Source organism: Streptomyces sp. DH24, from assembly GCF_029813775.1.
Taxonomy (GTDB): domain Bacteria; phylum Actinomycetota; class Actinomycetes; order Streptomycetales; family Streptomycetaceae; genus Streptomyces.
The window spans coordinates 43,768-57,412 of sequence record NZ_JARVKW010000032.1 but is presented as its reverse complement, the minus strand read 5'-3'; the positions used below and the strand labels follow the sequence as shown (position 1 = coordinate 57,412).

Here is a 13,645-nt window from a genome sequence, read left to right as displayed (position 1 = left end):
TCCCGGCCTCCTAGGCCGCGTCCGCCTGTTCCGGCACGGAGAGTGCCGCCAGCGCCGCCGAGACCGCCGCCGCCGTCCGCAGGTCGAGCCGCGCGCTCGTGCCCCGCGCGCGGTGCCGGATCTCGTCGGCGGCCAGCCGCAGCAGTTGCGGCAGCAGGTCGGTGCAGCGCCGGGCGACCCAGCCGGTGCCCGCGGTGGCCAGCCACCACAGGCTCTGCGAGGTGCTGGGCGCGGGCGCCGTGGGCTCCGGCGAGGGCGCGCGACCGGTGGCGAGGCCGCGCTCGGCGAGCAACGCGTGGAACCGCAGGGCGAGTTGCCGGTGCCCCCGCTCGCCGGGGTGCAGCCGGTCCGCGCTCCACATCGCGCGGTCCGTGATCCAGTCGCCCTCGGCCGCGTGCAGGTGCACCGCGCCGTACCGGTCGGACAGCGCGTGCACGACGGTGTTGACCGCGCGTTGCCGCCGGGCGAGCGGGCGGGCCAGCGAGCCGGGCAGCCCGAGCATCGCGCCGGGATCGGGCAGGCACGCCGTGAGGAGCACCGTGCCCTGCCGGGTGAGGGCCGCGTACACCTCGTCGAGCCGGGTGGTCACGGCGTGGATGTCGAAGGTGCGGCGCAGCGTGTCGTTGACGCCGACGACGACGGAGGCGAGATGGGGCCGCAGGGCGAGCGCGTCGGGCAGTTGCCGTTCCAGCACGTCCCGCGTCTGGGCGCCGCTCTGGGCGAGGTTGGTGAAGTCGCCGGGGCCCCGGTCGAGCCCGGGGGCGAGCAGCGCGGCCCAGCCGCGCCACCCGTCGCCGCAGGGGTCGCCCACGCCCGCGGTCAGTGAGTCGCCGAGGGCCACGAACCGCGTGGGTCTCATGCGACGCCCTCCGGCACCACCGGCGGACGGGCGGTGCCCGGCACCGGCGCGTCGTGCGCGGCGAGGAACGCCGCGACGGCCGTGCCCCAGCCGAAGCACTCCGCACGCGCGCGTGCCGCCTCGCGCCGGTCGGCCTCCAGGCGTTCGAGCAGCATGTCCACCGCGTCCGCGAAGGCGTCCCCGTGGTCCGCCGCGACGGCCCCGGCCGCCCCGATGACCTCGGGCAGCGCGGACGAGGCGCTGGCCACGACGGGCGTGCCGCAGGCCATCGCCTCCAGCGCGGCGAGCCCGAACGTCTCGGCGGGGCCGGGCGCCAGGCACACGTCGGCGGACGCCTGGAGCGCGCCGAGCAGACCGGGGTCGGAGACGTGCCCGAGGAAGGTGACCGGCAGCCGGCGCTCCCGGGCCCGCTGCTCCAGCCGGGAGCGCAGCGGCCCCTCGCCGGCCACCACCAGCACGGCGCGCCGGCCGCGCCGCCGCAGCGACTCCAGGGCGTCGAGCGCGGTGCCGGGCCGCTTCTCGACGGACAGCCGGGAGCACATCACCAGCAGCGTCTCGTCCTCGCGCGCGTGCCGGTCCCGCAGCGCGGGGTCGCGCAGGGCGGGGTGCCGCGCCTCCAGGTCGACGCCGAGCGGGGCCCGTACGACGTTGCGCGCGCCGATCCGGAGGAACTCCCGCTCGGCGAACTCGGTCGTGCACACCACGCGCGCGTAGGTGTGCGCGGTACGGGTGTTGAGGCTGTCGGCGGCCCGCCGGGCGGCCGGTTCGGGCAGGCCCCAGGTGCGCAGCACTCCGTCGGCGGTCTCGTGGGACACCATCGCGGCGGGCACCCGCGCGCGCCGCGCCCAGGTACCGGTCCAGCGGAGCGTGGTGCGGTCGGACACCTCGAGCCGGTCGGGCGCGAGCTGTTCGAGCAGCCGGGCGACGCGCCGTTTGTCGACCAGGACGCGGTAGCCGCCGGTGCCGGGCAGTCGCGGTCCGGGCAGCGTGATGACGCGGCCCTGTTCGGTGTCGCGGTCGTCGTACCGCTCGCCGGGCACGACGAGGACGGGTTCGTGTCCGGCGGCCGCGAAGCCCTTGCCGAGTTCGCGCAGCGCGGTGCGCAGTCCGCCGGACGCGGGCGCGACGAAGTTGGCGAGCCGGACGATGCGCAGGGAGCCGGTCACGCGGCCACCGCCGTCGTCTGCCGGGCGGCGAGCACGTCCGCGTAGTGGCCGATGAGCTGGTCGCCGACGGCGGCCCAGGTGCGGCCCTCGACCATGGCGCGTCCGGCGGCGCCGTAGGCGGCCCGCCGCCCGGGGTCGGCGGCGAGGGACGCCACCGCGTCGCGTACGGCGTTCGCGTCGCGCGGCGGGACCAGCAGTCCGGTGCGGCCGTGGGCGACCAGGTCCAGCGGGCCGCCGGCGGCGGGCGCGACGACGGGGACGCCGCTGGCCATGGCCTCCTGCACGGTCTGGCAGAAGGTCTCGAAGGGGCCGGTGTGCGCGAAGACGTCCAGGGAGGCGAAGACGCGGGCGAGGTCGTGGCCGGTGCGGCGGCCGAGGAAGACCGCGCCGGGCAGGGCCTGTTCCAGGCCGGGTCGGCTCGGTCCGTCGCCCACGACGACGACCCGGACGCCGGGCAGTGCGCAGGCGCCGGCGAGCAGTTCGACCTGCTTCTCGGGGGCGAGGCGGCCGACGTAGCCGACGACGACCTCGCCGTTCGGGGCGAGTTCGCGGCGCAGCGCCTCGTCGCGGTGGCCGGGCCGGAAGCGGACGGTGTCGACGCCGCGGGGCCACAGCTTGACCCGGGGCACGCCGTGCGTCTCCAGGTCGTTCAGCGCGGCGCTGGACGGGGCGAGGGTGAGGTCGGCGGCGGCGTGGACGGAGCGGATCCGGCGCCAGGCGGCGGCTTCGCCGGCGCCCATGTAGGTGCGTGCGTATCCGGCGAGGTCGGTCTGGTAGACGGCGACGGCGGGGATGCCGAGCCGGGCGGCGGCGGCCATGCCGCGCACGCCGAGGACGAAGGGGCTGGCCAGGTGGACGACGTCGGCACGGTGCTCGACGAGGGCCCCGGCGAGGCGCCGGCTGGGCAGCGCGACGCGGACCTGGGGGTAGCCGGGGAGCGGCAGGGAGGGGACGTGGGCGACGGGGCAGGGCGCGAGGGCGTCGGGCCTGCTGCCGGGCGCCGGGGCGGGGGCGACGACGACGGGGGTGTGACCGCGATCGACGAGGTGCCGGGCGGTCTGGAGCGCGCAGTGGGCCACGCCGTTCACGTCGGGGGGAAAGGATTCGGTCACGATGACGACACGCATAACGGTGTTGTCGCCGTGCCGGACGTGGCCGCGTCAACGTGGATCTTTCCGGCCGAGGAACGTCCCGTGAGCGTTGGATCGTGCGCCCGCGCAGGTCAGGCGGCGGCCATGCGCTCCTGACCCGCGGGTCATCCGTCGTTCACCCGGCGGGCCGGAATCCGCCGTGCTCACCTGCGGGGCGGGGTCTCACAGGGCGGGTGCGTCGGGTCCGATGCGGCTGCGTACGGCCGTCTGGACCTCGGCCTCCTCGGCCGGGTCGGTGGCGAGCCTGCGCAGGCGCTCGACGACGCGGGCGTCTCCGGTCTCGGCGTGCCGGGCGGCCAGCTCGCGGGTGGTCTCCTCGCAGTCCCAGAGGCATTCGACGGCGAAGCCGGTGGCGAAGGAGGGGTCGGTGGCGGCGAGGGCCCGGGCGGCCCGGCCGCGCAGATGGGAGGAGGCGGTCTCGCGGTAGATGTGGCGCAGGACGGGTGCGGCGCAGGCGATGCCGAGCCGTCCGGTGCCGTCGACGAGGGTCCACAGGGTGGGCGCGTCGGGGCCTTCGCCGCGTACCGCCTCGCGCAGCGCGGCGAGGACCAGTTCACGGTCCTGGGCGCCGCCGCGGCAGGCGAGGACGCGTCCGGCGGCGGCGCCCAGCGGGTCGGGCCGGTGCACCCACCGGCGGGCGCGGTCGACGGCGGCGATGCTGCGCATTCGTTCGAAGGCGTCGACGGCGGCGTCCGCGACGGCGCTCGTGCCGGTGGCCACGGCGTTCTCGATCAGGTCGAGGGCGCGGGGGTCGTTGCCGTCGGCGAGGTAGCGCAGGGCGGTGCAGCGGGCGCCGTCGCTGCCGGACGCGGCGGCCGTGAGGATCTCGGGCCGGTCCTCGGGGCCGGCGACCGCGGCGAGACATCGGGCGGCCGGGACGTGCAGCGCGGCACCGCGTTCGAGGCCCTGCTGGGCCCAGTCGAAGACGGCCTGCACGCTCCACCCCGGCCGGGGTCCGGTGGGCCGCATCTGCCGTTGCCAGCGGTCGAAGCAGCCGGTCTCCTGAGCGGCACGCACGCGCGTGGCGACGGATTCGCGGGGGTCGTCGGCCCACAGCCGCCAGGGCCGGGGCTCGAAGGCGTCGCGGACGGCGGCGGCCAGTTCGGCCTCGCCCTCGGGATCGGCGGGGAAGCGGGCGAGCACGGGTGCCGCGAGGGCGCGCAGCCCGGCGTCGTCGTCCCTCAGGGCCAGTTCGTCGAGGGCCCAGGCCCAGTTGGTGCCGTGGGCGGCGTACCTGCGCAGCAGTTCGAGGGCGTCCCGCCTGCCGTAGGAGGCGAGGTGGCCGAGGACGGCGAGGGCGAGGCCGGTGCGTGACTCCTCGGTGTCGAGGATGTCCTCGGCGTCGAAGAGGTGGGCCTCGACGGCGTCGAGTTCGCCGTTCAGGTCGAGGTAGAGGCGCGCGTAGTAGAGGGAGCGGTTCTCCACCTGCCAGTCGTGGCGGGGGTCGCGCAGCACGCAGTGGTTCAGTGCGGCGAGAGCCTCGTCACGGGGGGCGGTGAGCGCGTGCAGTGTGCCGTCGCCGCGGCCCCTCTGGAGCAGGCCGAGCAGCGTACCGCTGGGCGCTATGACCGGATCGAACATGGGAAACAGCCTCACATCAAGCGTCGACGCAACCGGGGACGTGCCTTACCTGGCCGCGAGACAACACGTCGGGGCGCCCGCCGTTTCCTGCTTGCTGTAGACCATCTTCCTCTGCCTCTCGTCGGTGGCCCTTGCGGGCCGCGGCACGGCCCGCGCGGTGCGGCAACACCTGCCCAGCCATCGCGTCCGTGAACCACGACGTCATGATGACCCGGTGGTAAGACCTGCCGCGACCGATATTTCGGCGGCCCTGTACCGCCTCCCCCGTTTTCGGTGTTTTTCCTGGTCAGGACGTACGGGTCAGCGTCGGCTCACTGCTCGCCGAACAACTGGAGCAGTTCCGTCCGGCCGAACATGCGGGCCGTGTCGACGGCCGAGGGAGTGCCCGCGTGCGGGTCCGCGCCGCCCTCCAGAAGCGCACGGATCACTTCCGTCTCACCCTTGAACACGGCTCCCGCGATCGGGGTCTGGCCCCGGTCGTTGATCCGGTCGGCGTCGGCGCCGCGGGCGAGCAGCGCGCGGACGGCGTCGGCGTGGCCGTGGTAGGCGGCGAGCATGACGAGGGAGTCGCCGCGGTCGTTGGTGAGGTTGGCCGGTACGCCGGCGTCGACGTACTCGACGAGTGCCTCCGTCCGCCCCTGCCGGGCCAGGTCGAAGATCTTGGTCGCGAGTTCCACGACCTCGGGGTCGGGGGCATCACTCATCGGCGGAACCGCCTCTCACTGCGAACTTCGGGGACTGCGCGCACGGCGGCGAGCGGCGCGCCGTACGGGTGAATCGCCAGGGTACTGGCTCGTGGGGCACATGACGGGACGTGCCCGAGGCAAAGATCACCGCGGAACCGGCCGGAGGCGGCGACGCGCTCCGACAGGCCCGGGACGGCTCCGCCGAACGAGGGGAATCGACCGAATTTCACTCAGTTGCACCTTTTATCGTATGGATACATGCTGTGAGCCTGGAAGTACTCATGGTGACTGTCCCCGCGAACCAGGAGAACTCACATGATCCTCTCCATCTCAGGCGTGGTCCTGCTCGGCATCATCGTCTTCCTCTTCTTCCGCAAGGACGGCCTGAAGGCCTCGCACGCCATCGTGGCCACGCTGTTCGGGTTCTACCTGGCCAGCACGGCCATCGCCCCGAGTATCAAGGCGGGCGGCGAGAGCCTCGCGAGCCTCCTCGGCGGTATCAAGTTCTGACGCCCGCCCGCCCACACGCACGCACTATCTGGAGGCAGCAGTGGCCCGGCGCCCCCTCCCCCGCATTCTGAGCAACGGCGGAGCGCAACTCGCCCGCAGCCGGGAGCTGGCCCGGACGGCGGCCGACGGCGCCACCGACGTCCTCCACCCGCTGATCACGATCACGCGCGGGCTGCGCCGGCTGGCCTCGGCCGGCCGGCGCAAATGGTGCGACACCCCCAAGGACAAGCGAGGCGCGCTGCTGTTCCTGGTGGCGTCCGTGGTCCTGGTCGTGGCACTGGTGCCCTACGGCCCGCTCCTCGCCGTCATCACCCTCATGGGAGCGGCGGCCTGGCAGGGCCGGGACCGCACGCCGTCGTCGTCCGACGGCCCCGACGAGTCCCAGTCCGAGCGGCTGCGATCGCTCTACGAGGCCCTCGTCCCGTACTTCTCGGCCGCGGAGGACCCCGCGCCGCTGTACGCGCACGGCGGCGAGTGGGACAAGGCGTTCCCGGCCTACGAGTTCGACGGCACGGGCCGGGTCTCGCAGCTGGTGATCCGCTACCCGGCGTACTTCACCGACGGCGAGGCCGAGGCGCGCGCCCGGATCGAGCACCTGCTCGCCGCGAAGGCGGGACGCGGACGCGAATACCACTTCGCGTGGGACGAGGAGGGCAACCGGCTCACCGTCACCGTCCTCGCCCCGCTGCCCACCGACATCGCCGCCCAGCGCTTCGTCACGGCTCCCGGCGAGACGGTCCTCGGGTTCACCGACCCCACGCAGGTGCAGCGCACGCTCCCCCTCACCCACGGGGACGAGCAACGCGACGTGCCGCCCGTCGTCTGGCGTACCGGCATCCGCTCCACCGAGCCCCATCTGCTGGTCCTCGGCCAGCCGGGCAGCGGCACCTCCACGCTGCTGCGCTCGATCGCCCTGCAGGCGCTGCAGCACGGCGACGTCCTGATCGTGGACGGCGGCGGCACCGGCGAGTACGCCTGCCTGACCGGCCGGGACGGTGTCCTGGCCGTGGAGCTCGATCTCGGCGGGGCGCTGGCGAGCCTGGAGTGGGCCGCGCAGGAGACCGAGCGCCGGCTGATCGCCGCCAACCACGCGCGTCAGGCCGGTGACCCGCCGCCGGAGGACACCAAGCGCCCCCTGTGGGTCCTGCTGGACCGGCCGAGCGCGTTCACGCACCTCGCCGCGGCGGACGGCGGCCGGGACCCGCAGGCGCTGCTCCAGGTCCCCCTGCGGCACGGCCGCGCCGCCAACGTGACCGTGGTCGTCGCCGACCAGCTGGACGGCACGGAGACGCTGAGCGAGGCCGTACTCCAGCACACACGCGCGCGTGTCGTCCTCGGCCCGGCCGCCCCCGACCAGCTGCCGGCCGTCCTGGGCGCCGCGCCGCGCACCACTCCGGTCGCGCAGCTGCCGCCCGGCCGGGGTTACGCCCGGCTGGGCAGCGGCCCGGTGCACCGCCTGCAGGTCCCGGCGACACCGGACCCGTACGACGACGCGATCAGCGACGCGCACCGCCAGGCCGTCCTGGACCTGCTCCCGCCGCGTTCGACGCCGGCGGACGCGGCGCCGCCCCAGGAGCCCGCCGGGGAGGTGGCTCCGGACCCGCTGCGAGAAGCGGCGGCACCGGACCCGGCCCCGGAACCGGAGCTCGTGCCGGAGGCGGCGACTCCCAAGGCGGTGGCGGCCGAGACGTCGTGACCCGGCGAACGCGTCGCCCCTGTCCGTCCCCGAGCCCCGCCGCACGGACCCACCGTGCGGCGGGGCTCATCGGTTCCGGGCGGCGAACCCGCTACGCCACGAAGGTGCGGGGCGGCTCGGCGCCCGCCGTGCCGCCGCTCTCGACCAGGCGGGCAGCCGCCGCCAGCCGTGCCGCCGCCTCCTCCGCCACCGCTCCCCCGACGGTGAACGGCAGCCGCACATACCCCTCGAAGGCACCGTCGACCCCGAAGCGGGGGCCCGAGGGCACGCGTACGCCGACCCGTTCGCCCGCCTCGGCGAGGCGCGAGCCCGACAGGCCGCCCGCGCGGACCCACAGCGTGAGACCGCCCCGGGGCACCTCGAACTCCCAGTCGGGCAGTTCCCGCCGGACGGCGGCGACGAGCGCGTCCCGGTTCTCCCGGGCCTGGCGGCGCCGCACCTCCACCGCCTGCTCCCAGCCGCCGGTGCTGAACAACCAGTTCACGGCCAGCTGCTCCAGCACGGGGGTGCCCAGGTCGGCGTAGGCCCGCGCGGCGACCAGGCTGCGGATCACGTCGGGGGCGGCCCGCACCCAGCCGATGCGCATGCCCGCCCAGAACGCCTTGCTCGCCGAGCCGACGGTGATCACGGTGGACCCGGCGGGGTCGAACCCGCACACCGGGCGCGGCATGGCGGCGCCGTCCAGGTCCTCGTCCAGCCACAGCTCGCTCATCGTCTCGTCGGCGACGATCACGGTGCCCGCCGAGCGGGCGGCCTCCACGAGCCGGCGCCGCTGTTCCTCGTCGGCGAGGGCGCCCGTCGGGTTGTGGAAGTCGGCGACCACGTACGCCAGCCGGGGCGCGGCCTCCCGCAGCACCTGCCGCCAGCGGTCCACGTCCCAGCCGCTCAGCCCTTCGGCCATCGCGACGGGCACGAGCCGGGCGCCCGCCTCCCGCATGAGCTGGAGGATGTTGGCGTAGGACGGCGACTCGACGGCGACGCGTTCGCCGCGGGGCGCGAAGAGATGGCAGATGGCGTCGATGGCGCCCATCGCGCCGGTCGTCACCATGATCTGCTCGGGCATGGTGGGGATGCCGCGCACGGTGTAGCGCTCGGCGATCATCGCGCGCAGCGCGGGCAGCCCGGCGGGATAGTCGCCGTGCGTGTGCGCGTACGGCGGAAGCTCCTCCAGCGCGCCCTGCACGGCACGGGTGAGCCACGGCTCGGGCGCGGGCAGCGAGGCACAGCCCAGGTCGATCACGGAGCCGAGCGCCTCCGGGGGCAGCGGTTCGAGGCCCCGGGCCGGGAGCGGGTTGCCCGCCGGGACGGCGGTCCAGCTGCCCGCGCCGCGCCGGGACTCCAGGAAGCCCTCGGCGCGCAGCGCCTCGTAGGCGGCGGCGACGGTGGTGCGGCTGACGGACAGGGCGACGGCCAGCTCCCGCTCGGCGGGCAGCCGGGCGGCGACCGGCACGCGCCCTTCGAGCACCAGCAGCCGGATGCCGTCGGCGAGCGCCCGGTAGGCGGGCGGGCGGCGGGTGCCCGGTCCGGCCGGACGGTCCTGCTGGGAGGTGAGCAGCCGTGCCAGCTGCGCAGCCCCCACCGCCGAAGTCCACTGCGGCATGGAAATCAGTCCACCTTCCCCGAATTGGCCATGGCTGGCCCGCATTCTCAAGCCACAGGGTGTCATGCATCAGGCCACTGCGACCACTGGGGGGACCCTTTGTCCACGAACAGCCGTCTGGGACGGCGGTTGACACAGCTGTACGCCGGACTGGCCCTGTACGGGGCCAGTTCCGCGCTGCTCGTCGAGGCGGGCCTGGGCCTTGAGCCCTGGAACGTGCTCCACCAGGGACTCGCCGAACTCACCGGGCTCACCATCGGCGTCGTCTCGATCGTCGTGGGGGCCGCGGTGCTGCTGCTGTGGATCCCGCTGCGCCAGCGCCCGGGCCTCGGCACCGTCTCCAACGTGTTCGTCGTGGGCATCGCCATGGACGGCACGCTCGCCCTGCTGCCCGCCGCGCACGGCCTGGCCGTCCGGGTGCCGCTGCTGCTCGCGGGCATCGTCCTCAACGGCGTCGCGACCGGCCTGTACATCGCCGCGCGGTTCGGCCCCGGCCCGCGGGACGGGCTGATGACCGGGCTGCACCGGCGCACCGGCCGCTCGATCCGCCTGATGCGCACCGCCGTCGAAGTGGCGGTCGTCGTCACCGGCTTCGCCCTGGGCGGCACCGTCGGCGCCGGCACCCTGCTGTACGCGGTGTCCATCGGCCCGCTCGCCCAGTTCTTCCTGCGCGTGTTCGCCGTCCCGTCGGCATCCGACGGCAGCACGGTCGTTGCCACCGGGCAACCCCGGCGCGCGATACTGCGTTCGTGACCTCGCGGATACGCCACCCCTACCTCGACCATCCGGGCCCCATCGCCTTCGCCCACCGGGGCGGTGCCGCGGACGGCCTGGAGAACACCGTCCGGCAGTTCCGGAAGGCGGTCGAGACGGGCTACCGGTACATCGAGACCGACGTGCACGTCACCCGGGACGGCCGGATCGTCGCCTTCCACGACGCGACGCTGGACCGGGTGACGGACGGCGCGGGCCGCATCGCCGACCTGCCGTGGGCCGAGGTGCGGCAGGCCCGCGTGGCCGGCGAGGAGCCGGTGCCGCTGTTCGAGGACCTGCTCGACCTGTTCCCCGAGGTCCGCTGGAACGTCGACGTCAAGGCGGAACCGGCACTGCTCCCCTTCCTGGACCTCGTCGAGCGCACCGACTCCTGGGACCGGATCTGCCTCGGCTCGTTCTCCGAGGCCCGCGTGGTGCGCGCCCAGCGGCTGGCGGGGCCGCGCCTGGCCACCTCGTACGGCACCCGCGGGGTGCTGAACCTGCGGCTGCGGTCCTGGGGCGTGCCCGCCGCGCTGCGCCGTTCGGCCGTCGCCGCGCAGGTGCCCGAGTCGCAGTCGGGCATCCAGGTGGTGGACCACCGCTTCATACGCACCGCACACGCGCGCGGACTGCACGTACACGTGTGGACGGTCAACGACCCGGATCGCATCCACCGGCTCCTGGACCTGGGAGTGGATGGCATCATGACCGATCACATCGACACGTTGCGCAAGGTCATGGAGGACCGCGGCGTCTGGGTCTGAACCCCGCGCCGCCCGCTGCCTCGCGCGGCACCTTCACGGGGAAGCGAGGGCACGGGTGGGCACCGACACCGTGCGGGCGGGGGAGGCCGACGAGGCTTCCGCGCGGCGGCGCGAGCAGCGCGGCTGGTACTTCTACGACTGGGCCTGCTCCGTCTATTCGACGAGCGTGCTCACCGTGTTCCTGGGGCCCTACCTGACGTCGGTCGCCGAGTCGGCGGCGGACGCGGACGGGTTCGTGCATCCGCTGGGCATCCCGGTGCGCGCCGGTTCCTTCTTCGCGTACTCGGTGTCCCTGTCGGTGATCCTCGCCGTGCTGGCGATGCCGCTGGTGGGCGCCGCCGCCGACCGCACCGGCCGCAAGAAGCCCCTGCTGGGCGCCGCCGCCTACGTGGGGGCGGCGGCGACGGCGGGCATGTTCTTCCTCGACGGCGAGCGCTACCTGCTGGGCGGCGCCCTGCTGATCGTCGCGAACGCCGCGCAGTCCGTGGCGATGATGCTCTACAACTCCTACCTGCCGCAGATCGCGGGCCCCGAGGAGCGCGACGCGGTCTCCTCCCGCGGCTGGGCCTTCGGGTACGCGGCGGGCGCCCTGGTCCTCGTCGCCAATCTGGTCCTCTACACCTCCCACGCCGGCTTCGGGCTCTCGGAGGGCGAGGCGGTCCGGATCTGCCTGGCGTCGGCCGGGCTGTGGTGGGGCGCCTTCACCCTCATTCCCCTGCGCCGGCTGCGCGACCGGCGGACCCCCGCGCGGGAGACGGCCCCGGGCCTGCCCGGCTTCAAGCAGCTCGCCGCCACGCTCCGGGACATGCGCCGGCACCCGCTGACGCTGTCGTTCCTGCTGGCGTACCTCGTCTACAACGACGGCATCCAGACGGTGATCTCGCAGGCCTCGGTCTACGGCTCGAAGGAGCTCGGGCTCGGCCAGTCCACGCTGATCGTGGCCGTACTGCTGGTCCAGGTGCTGGCGGTGGCGGGCGCCCTGGCCCTCGGCCGACTGGCGCGGATCCACGGGGCGAAGCGCACGATCCTCGGCTCGCTGGTCGCGTGGACGGTGACGCTGGCGGCCGGCTACTTCCTGCCGGCGGGTGAACCGGTGTGGTTCTTCGTGCTGGCCGCCGGCATCGGGCTCGTGCTCGGGGGCAGCCAGGCGCTGTCCCGCTCGCTGTTCTCCCACCTCGTGCCGCCCGGCAAGGAGGCCGAGTACTTCTCGGCTTACGAGATCAGCGACCGCGGCATGAGCTGGCTTGGGCCGCTGCTGTTCGGGCTCACCTACCAGCTGACCGGCAGCTACCGGGACGCGATCATCTCGCTGGTGGTCTTCTTCGTGCTCGGTTTCGCGCTGCTCGCGCGGGTACCGGTACGGCGGGCGATCGGCGACGCGGGCAACCCCGTTCCCGAGCGGATTTAGCACTCGGAGCGAAAGGGCTGTAGTGTACGCGTTTGGCCTGCCTGGCGTACCGTTACTGCGCGTCAAAGGTGCCGAAACGCGGGGTCACATCTACCAGCAGATGTGACAAACCGGGCGCTGGTGGGTACAACAAGGGGCGGCTACGACGGCGACGCATGACCCGGAACGGGACTCGGAACGGGAATCTTTACCGCCGACCGGACGTTGACCGGATGACGACGACAGCGACACCTGTCCTGTGGGCGACAAGCCCGGGAGGCACGATTCATGAGTGAGCGAGCTCTTCGCGGCACGCGCCTCGTGGTGACCAGCTACGAGACGGACCGCGGCATCGACCTGGCCCCGCGCCAGGCCGTGGAGTACGCATGCGAGAAGGGGCACCGCTTCGAGATGCCCTTCTCGGTCGAGGCGGAGATCCCGCCGGAGTGGGAGTGCAAGGTCTGCGGAGCGCAGGCACTCCTCGTGGACGGCGACGGTCCGGAAGAGAAGAAGGCCAAGCCCGCGCGTACGCATTGGGACATGCTGATGGAGCGCCGCACCCGCGAGGAACTCGAAGAGGTCCTTGAGGAGCGGCTGGCCGTTCTGCGGTCCGGCGCGATGAACATCGCGGTGCATCCGCGGGACAGCCGCAAGAGCGCGTAAGTCCCCGCGGGGACTTACGCGACTGTTCCGCATACACCAGCAGTGAACCGCGGGCGCCGTACGTCTGACTGACGTACGGCGCCCGCGGTTTTCCTGTTTTCCGCGGACATCGACCGGTGCCGGCGCGAGAGCGCTGCGCCGGCCGGTCGGGCTCCCCCGCCGGTCAGTGCGTCAGCGGCGGGCGCGGGTCCTCGCGCGGGGTGCCGCCGGGCTCGTCCCGGACGACCTCGCCCTGGACGACCTTGCCGTCGGGGTGGTGCATACGGGCCTGCTGGAAGGCGTCCCCCAGGCTGCCGTGCGACGCCTCCCGGAGCTTGCGCTCGAAGGTGCGCTCCGCGTACCGGCTCACCGCCTTCTGGACGGGAGGCAGCAGCATGACCAGGCCCACGGCGTCGGAGATCACGCCGGGGATGACCAGGAGCAGGCCACCCAGCATCGTCAGGCCGTTGCCCTCGCTGTTCGGCCGGGGTGTCGGCGGCACGCCGTTCTGCTGTTGTTGCAGCGTCTCGGTGAGGTTCCGGAAGGCCCGCCGGCCGGCCCGCTTGATCACCGCCGAGCCGAGGACGAAGCCCGCCACCAGGACCAGGAGGACCACCAGCCCGCTCGACGCGCCGGCGATCACCGTCAGCAGCCAGATCTCCAGGACGAGCCACGCGGCCACGCCCAGCGGCAGGAACGTAAGCAGCCGGGAACGCCGGGGCCGGGTCGGATACCTGGGGGTCTGAGCGCCAGTCGTCATGCTCCCAGTGTGCCTGGGCCCGGCTCAGCGCGGCATAAGGGGCCGCCCGCGCCGTCAGGGCTGTTCACGGCCACTCACCGCCGTTCACCG

The 13,645-nt window shown here is 74.1% G+C and carries 13 protein-coding genes; 6 read left to right on the top strand and 7 right to left on the bottom strand.

Annotated features, from left to right (window positions below; all coding sequences use genetic code 11):
• Nucleotides 1–10 precede the first annotated feature (10 nt).
• The 5 genes from QC282_RS23790 to QC282_RS23770 all read right to left on the bottom strand — a co-directional run bounded on the left by QC282_RS23790 (nt 11) and on the right by QC282_RS23770 (nt 5,461).
• Nucleotides 11–859 (bottom strand): SGNH/GDSL hydrolase family protein, encoded by an 849-nt coding sequence (locus tag QC282_RS23790; RefSeq protein ID WP_279551589.1) that lies wholly within the window; start codon nt 857–859, stop codon nt 11–13.
• Nucleotides 856–2,025: a glycosyltransferase gene (locus QC282_RS23785; RefSeq protein ID WP_279551588.1), complete on the bottom strand. Its 1,170-nt coding sequence runs from the start codon at nt 2,023–2,025 to the stop codon at nt 856–858. The genes QC282_RS23790 and QC282_RS23785 overlap by 4 nt, the downstream gene beginning before the upstream one ends.
• Nucleotides 2,022–3,152, bottom strand: a complete 1,131-nt coding sequence (locus QC282_RS23780; RefSeq protein ID WP_279551587.1) for a glycosyltransferase family 1 protein — start codon at nt 3,150–3,152, stop codon at nt 2,022–2,024. The genes QC282_RS23785 and QC282_RS23780 overlap by 4 nt, the downstream gene beginning before the upstream one ends.
• A gap of 186 nt (nt 3,153–3,338) precedes the next feature.
• The gene (locus QC282_RS23775) at nt 3,339–4,757 is read right to left on the bottom strand and encodes a HEAT repeat domain-containing protein (protein WP_279551586.1); all 1,419 of its coding nucleotides are present in this window, start codon (nt 4,755–4,757) and stop codon (nt 3,339–3,341) included.
• A 311-nt stretch (nt 4,758–5,068) separates the two neighbouring features.
• Nucleotides 5,069–5,461, bottom strand: coding sequence for an ankyrin repeat domain-containing protein (locus tag QC282_RS23770; RefSeq protein WP_279551585.1), 393 nt, complete (start codon nt 5,459–5,461; stop codon nt 5,069–5,071).
• 297 nt (nt 5,462–5,758) lie between these two features.
• On the opposite strand from QC282_RS23770, the gene QC282_RS23765 reads away from it, so the two are divergent.
• Both QC282_RS23765 and QC282_RS23760 read left to right on the top strand, forming a co-directional pair.
• Entirely contained in the window at nt 5,759–5,953 is a 195-nt protein-coding gene (locus tag QC282_RS23765; RefSeq protein WP_279551584.1) for a hypothetical protein, read from the top strand.
• A 40-nt stretch (nt 5,954–5,993) separates the two neighbouring features.
• Nucleotides 5,994–7,649, top strand: a complete 1,656-nt coding sequence (locus QC282_RS23760; RefSeq protein ID WP_279551583.1) for a hypothetical protein — start codon at nt 5,994–5,996, stop codon at nt 7,647–7,649.
• 91 nt (nt 7,650–7,740) lie between these two features.
• Here the strand turns inward: QC282_RS23760 and QC282_RS23755 are convergent, their stop codons facing one another.
• A complete protein-coding gene (locus QC282_RS23755; RefSeq protein ID WP_279551582.1) occupies nt 7,741–9,249 on the bottom strand; it encodes a PLP-dependent aminotransferase family protein in 1,509 nt (502 codons plus the stop codon).
• A 99-nt stretch (nt 9,250–9,348) separates the two neighbouring features.
• On the opposite strand from QC282_RS23755, the gene QC282_RS23750 reads away from it, so the two are divergent.
• The 4 genes from QC282_RS23750 to QC282_RS23735 all read left to right on the top strand — a co-directional run bounded on the left by QC282_RS23750 (nt 9,349) and on the right by QC282_RS23735 (nt 12,816).
• Nucleotides 9,349–10,002, top strand: coding sequence for a hypothetical protein (locus QC282_RS23750; RefSeq protein WP_279551581.1), 654 nt, complete (start codon nt 9,349–9,351; stop codon nt 10,000–10,002).
• Nucleotides 9,999–10,766 carry a glycerophosphodiester phosphodiesterase gene (locus tag QC282_RS23745; RefSeq protein WP_279551580.1) on the top strand — a complete coding sequence of 256 codons (768 nt, stop codon included), beginning with the start codon at nt 9,999–10,001 and terminating at the stop codon, nt 10,764–10,766. Before QC282_RS23750 ends, QC282_RS23745 begins: the two co-directional genes overlap by 4 nt.
• Before the next feature lie 55 nt (nt 10,767–10,821).
• Nucleotides 10,822–12,174, top strand: coding sequence for an MFS transporter (locus QC282_RS23740; RefSeq protein WP_279551579.1), 1,353 nt, complete (start codon nt 10,822–10,824; stop codon nt 12,172–12,174).
• A gap of 267 nt (nt 12,175–12,441) precedes the next feature.
• Nucleotides 12,442–12,816, top strand: coding sequence for an RNA polymerase-binding protein RbpA (locus QC282_RS23735; protein ID WP_003977404.1), 375 nt, complete (start codon nt 12,442–12,444; stop codon nt 12,814–12,816).
• A 163-nt stretch (nt 12,817–12,979) separates the two neighbouring features.
• Here the strand turns inward: QC282_RS23735 and fxsA are convergent, their stop codons facing one another.
• Nucleotides 12,980–13,555: an FxsA family membrane protein gene (gene fxsA, locus QC282_RS23730; protein ID WP_279551578.1), complete on the bottom strand. Its 576-nt coding sequence runs from the start codon at nt 13,553–13,555 to the stop codon at nt 12,980–12,982.
• Between the last annotated feature and the right edge of the window lie 90 nt (nt 13,556–13,645).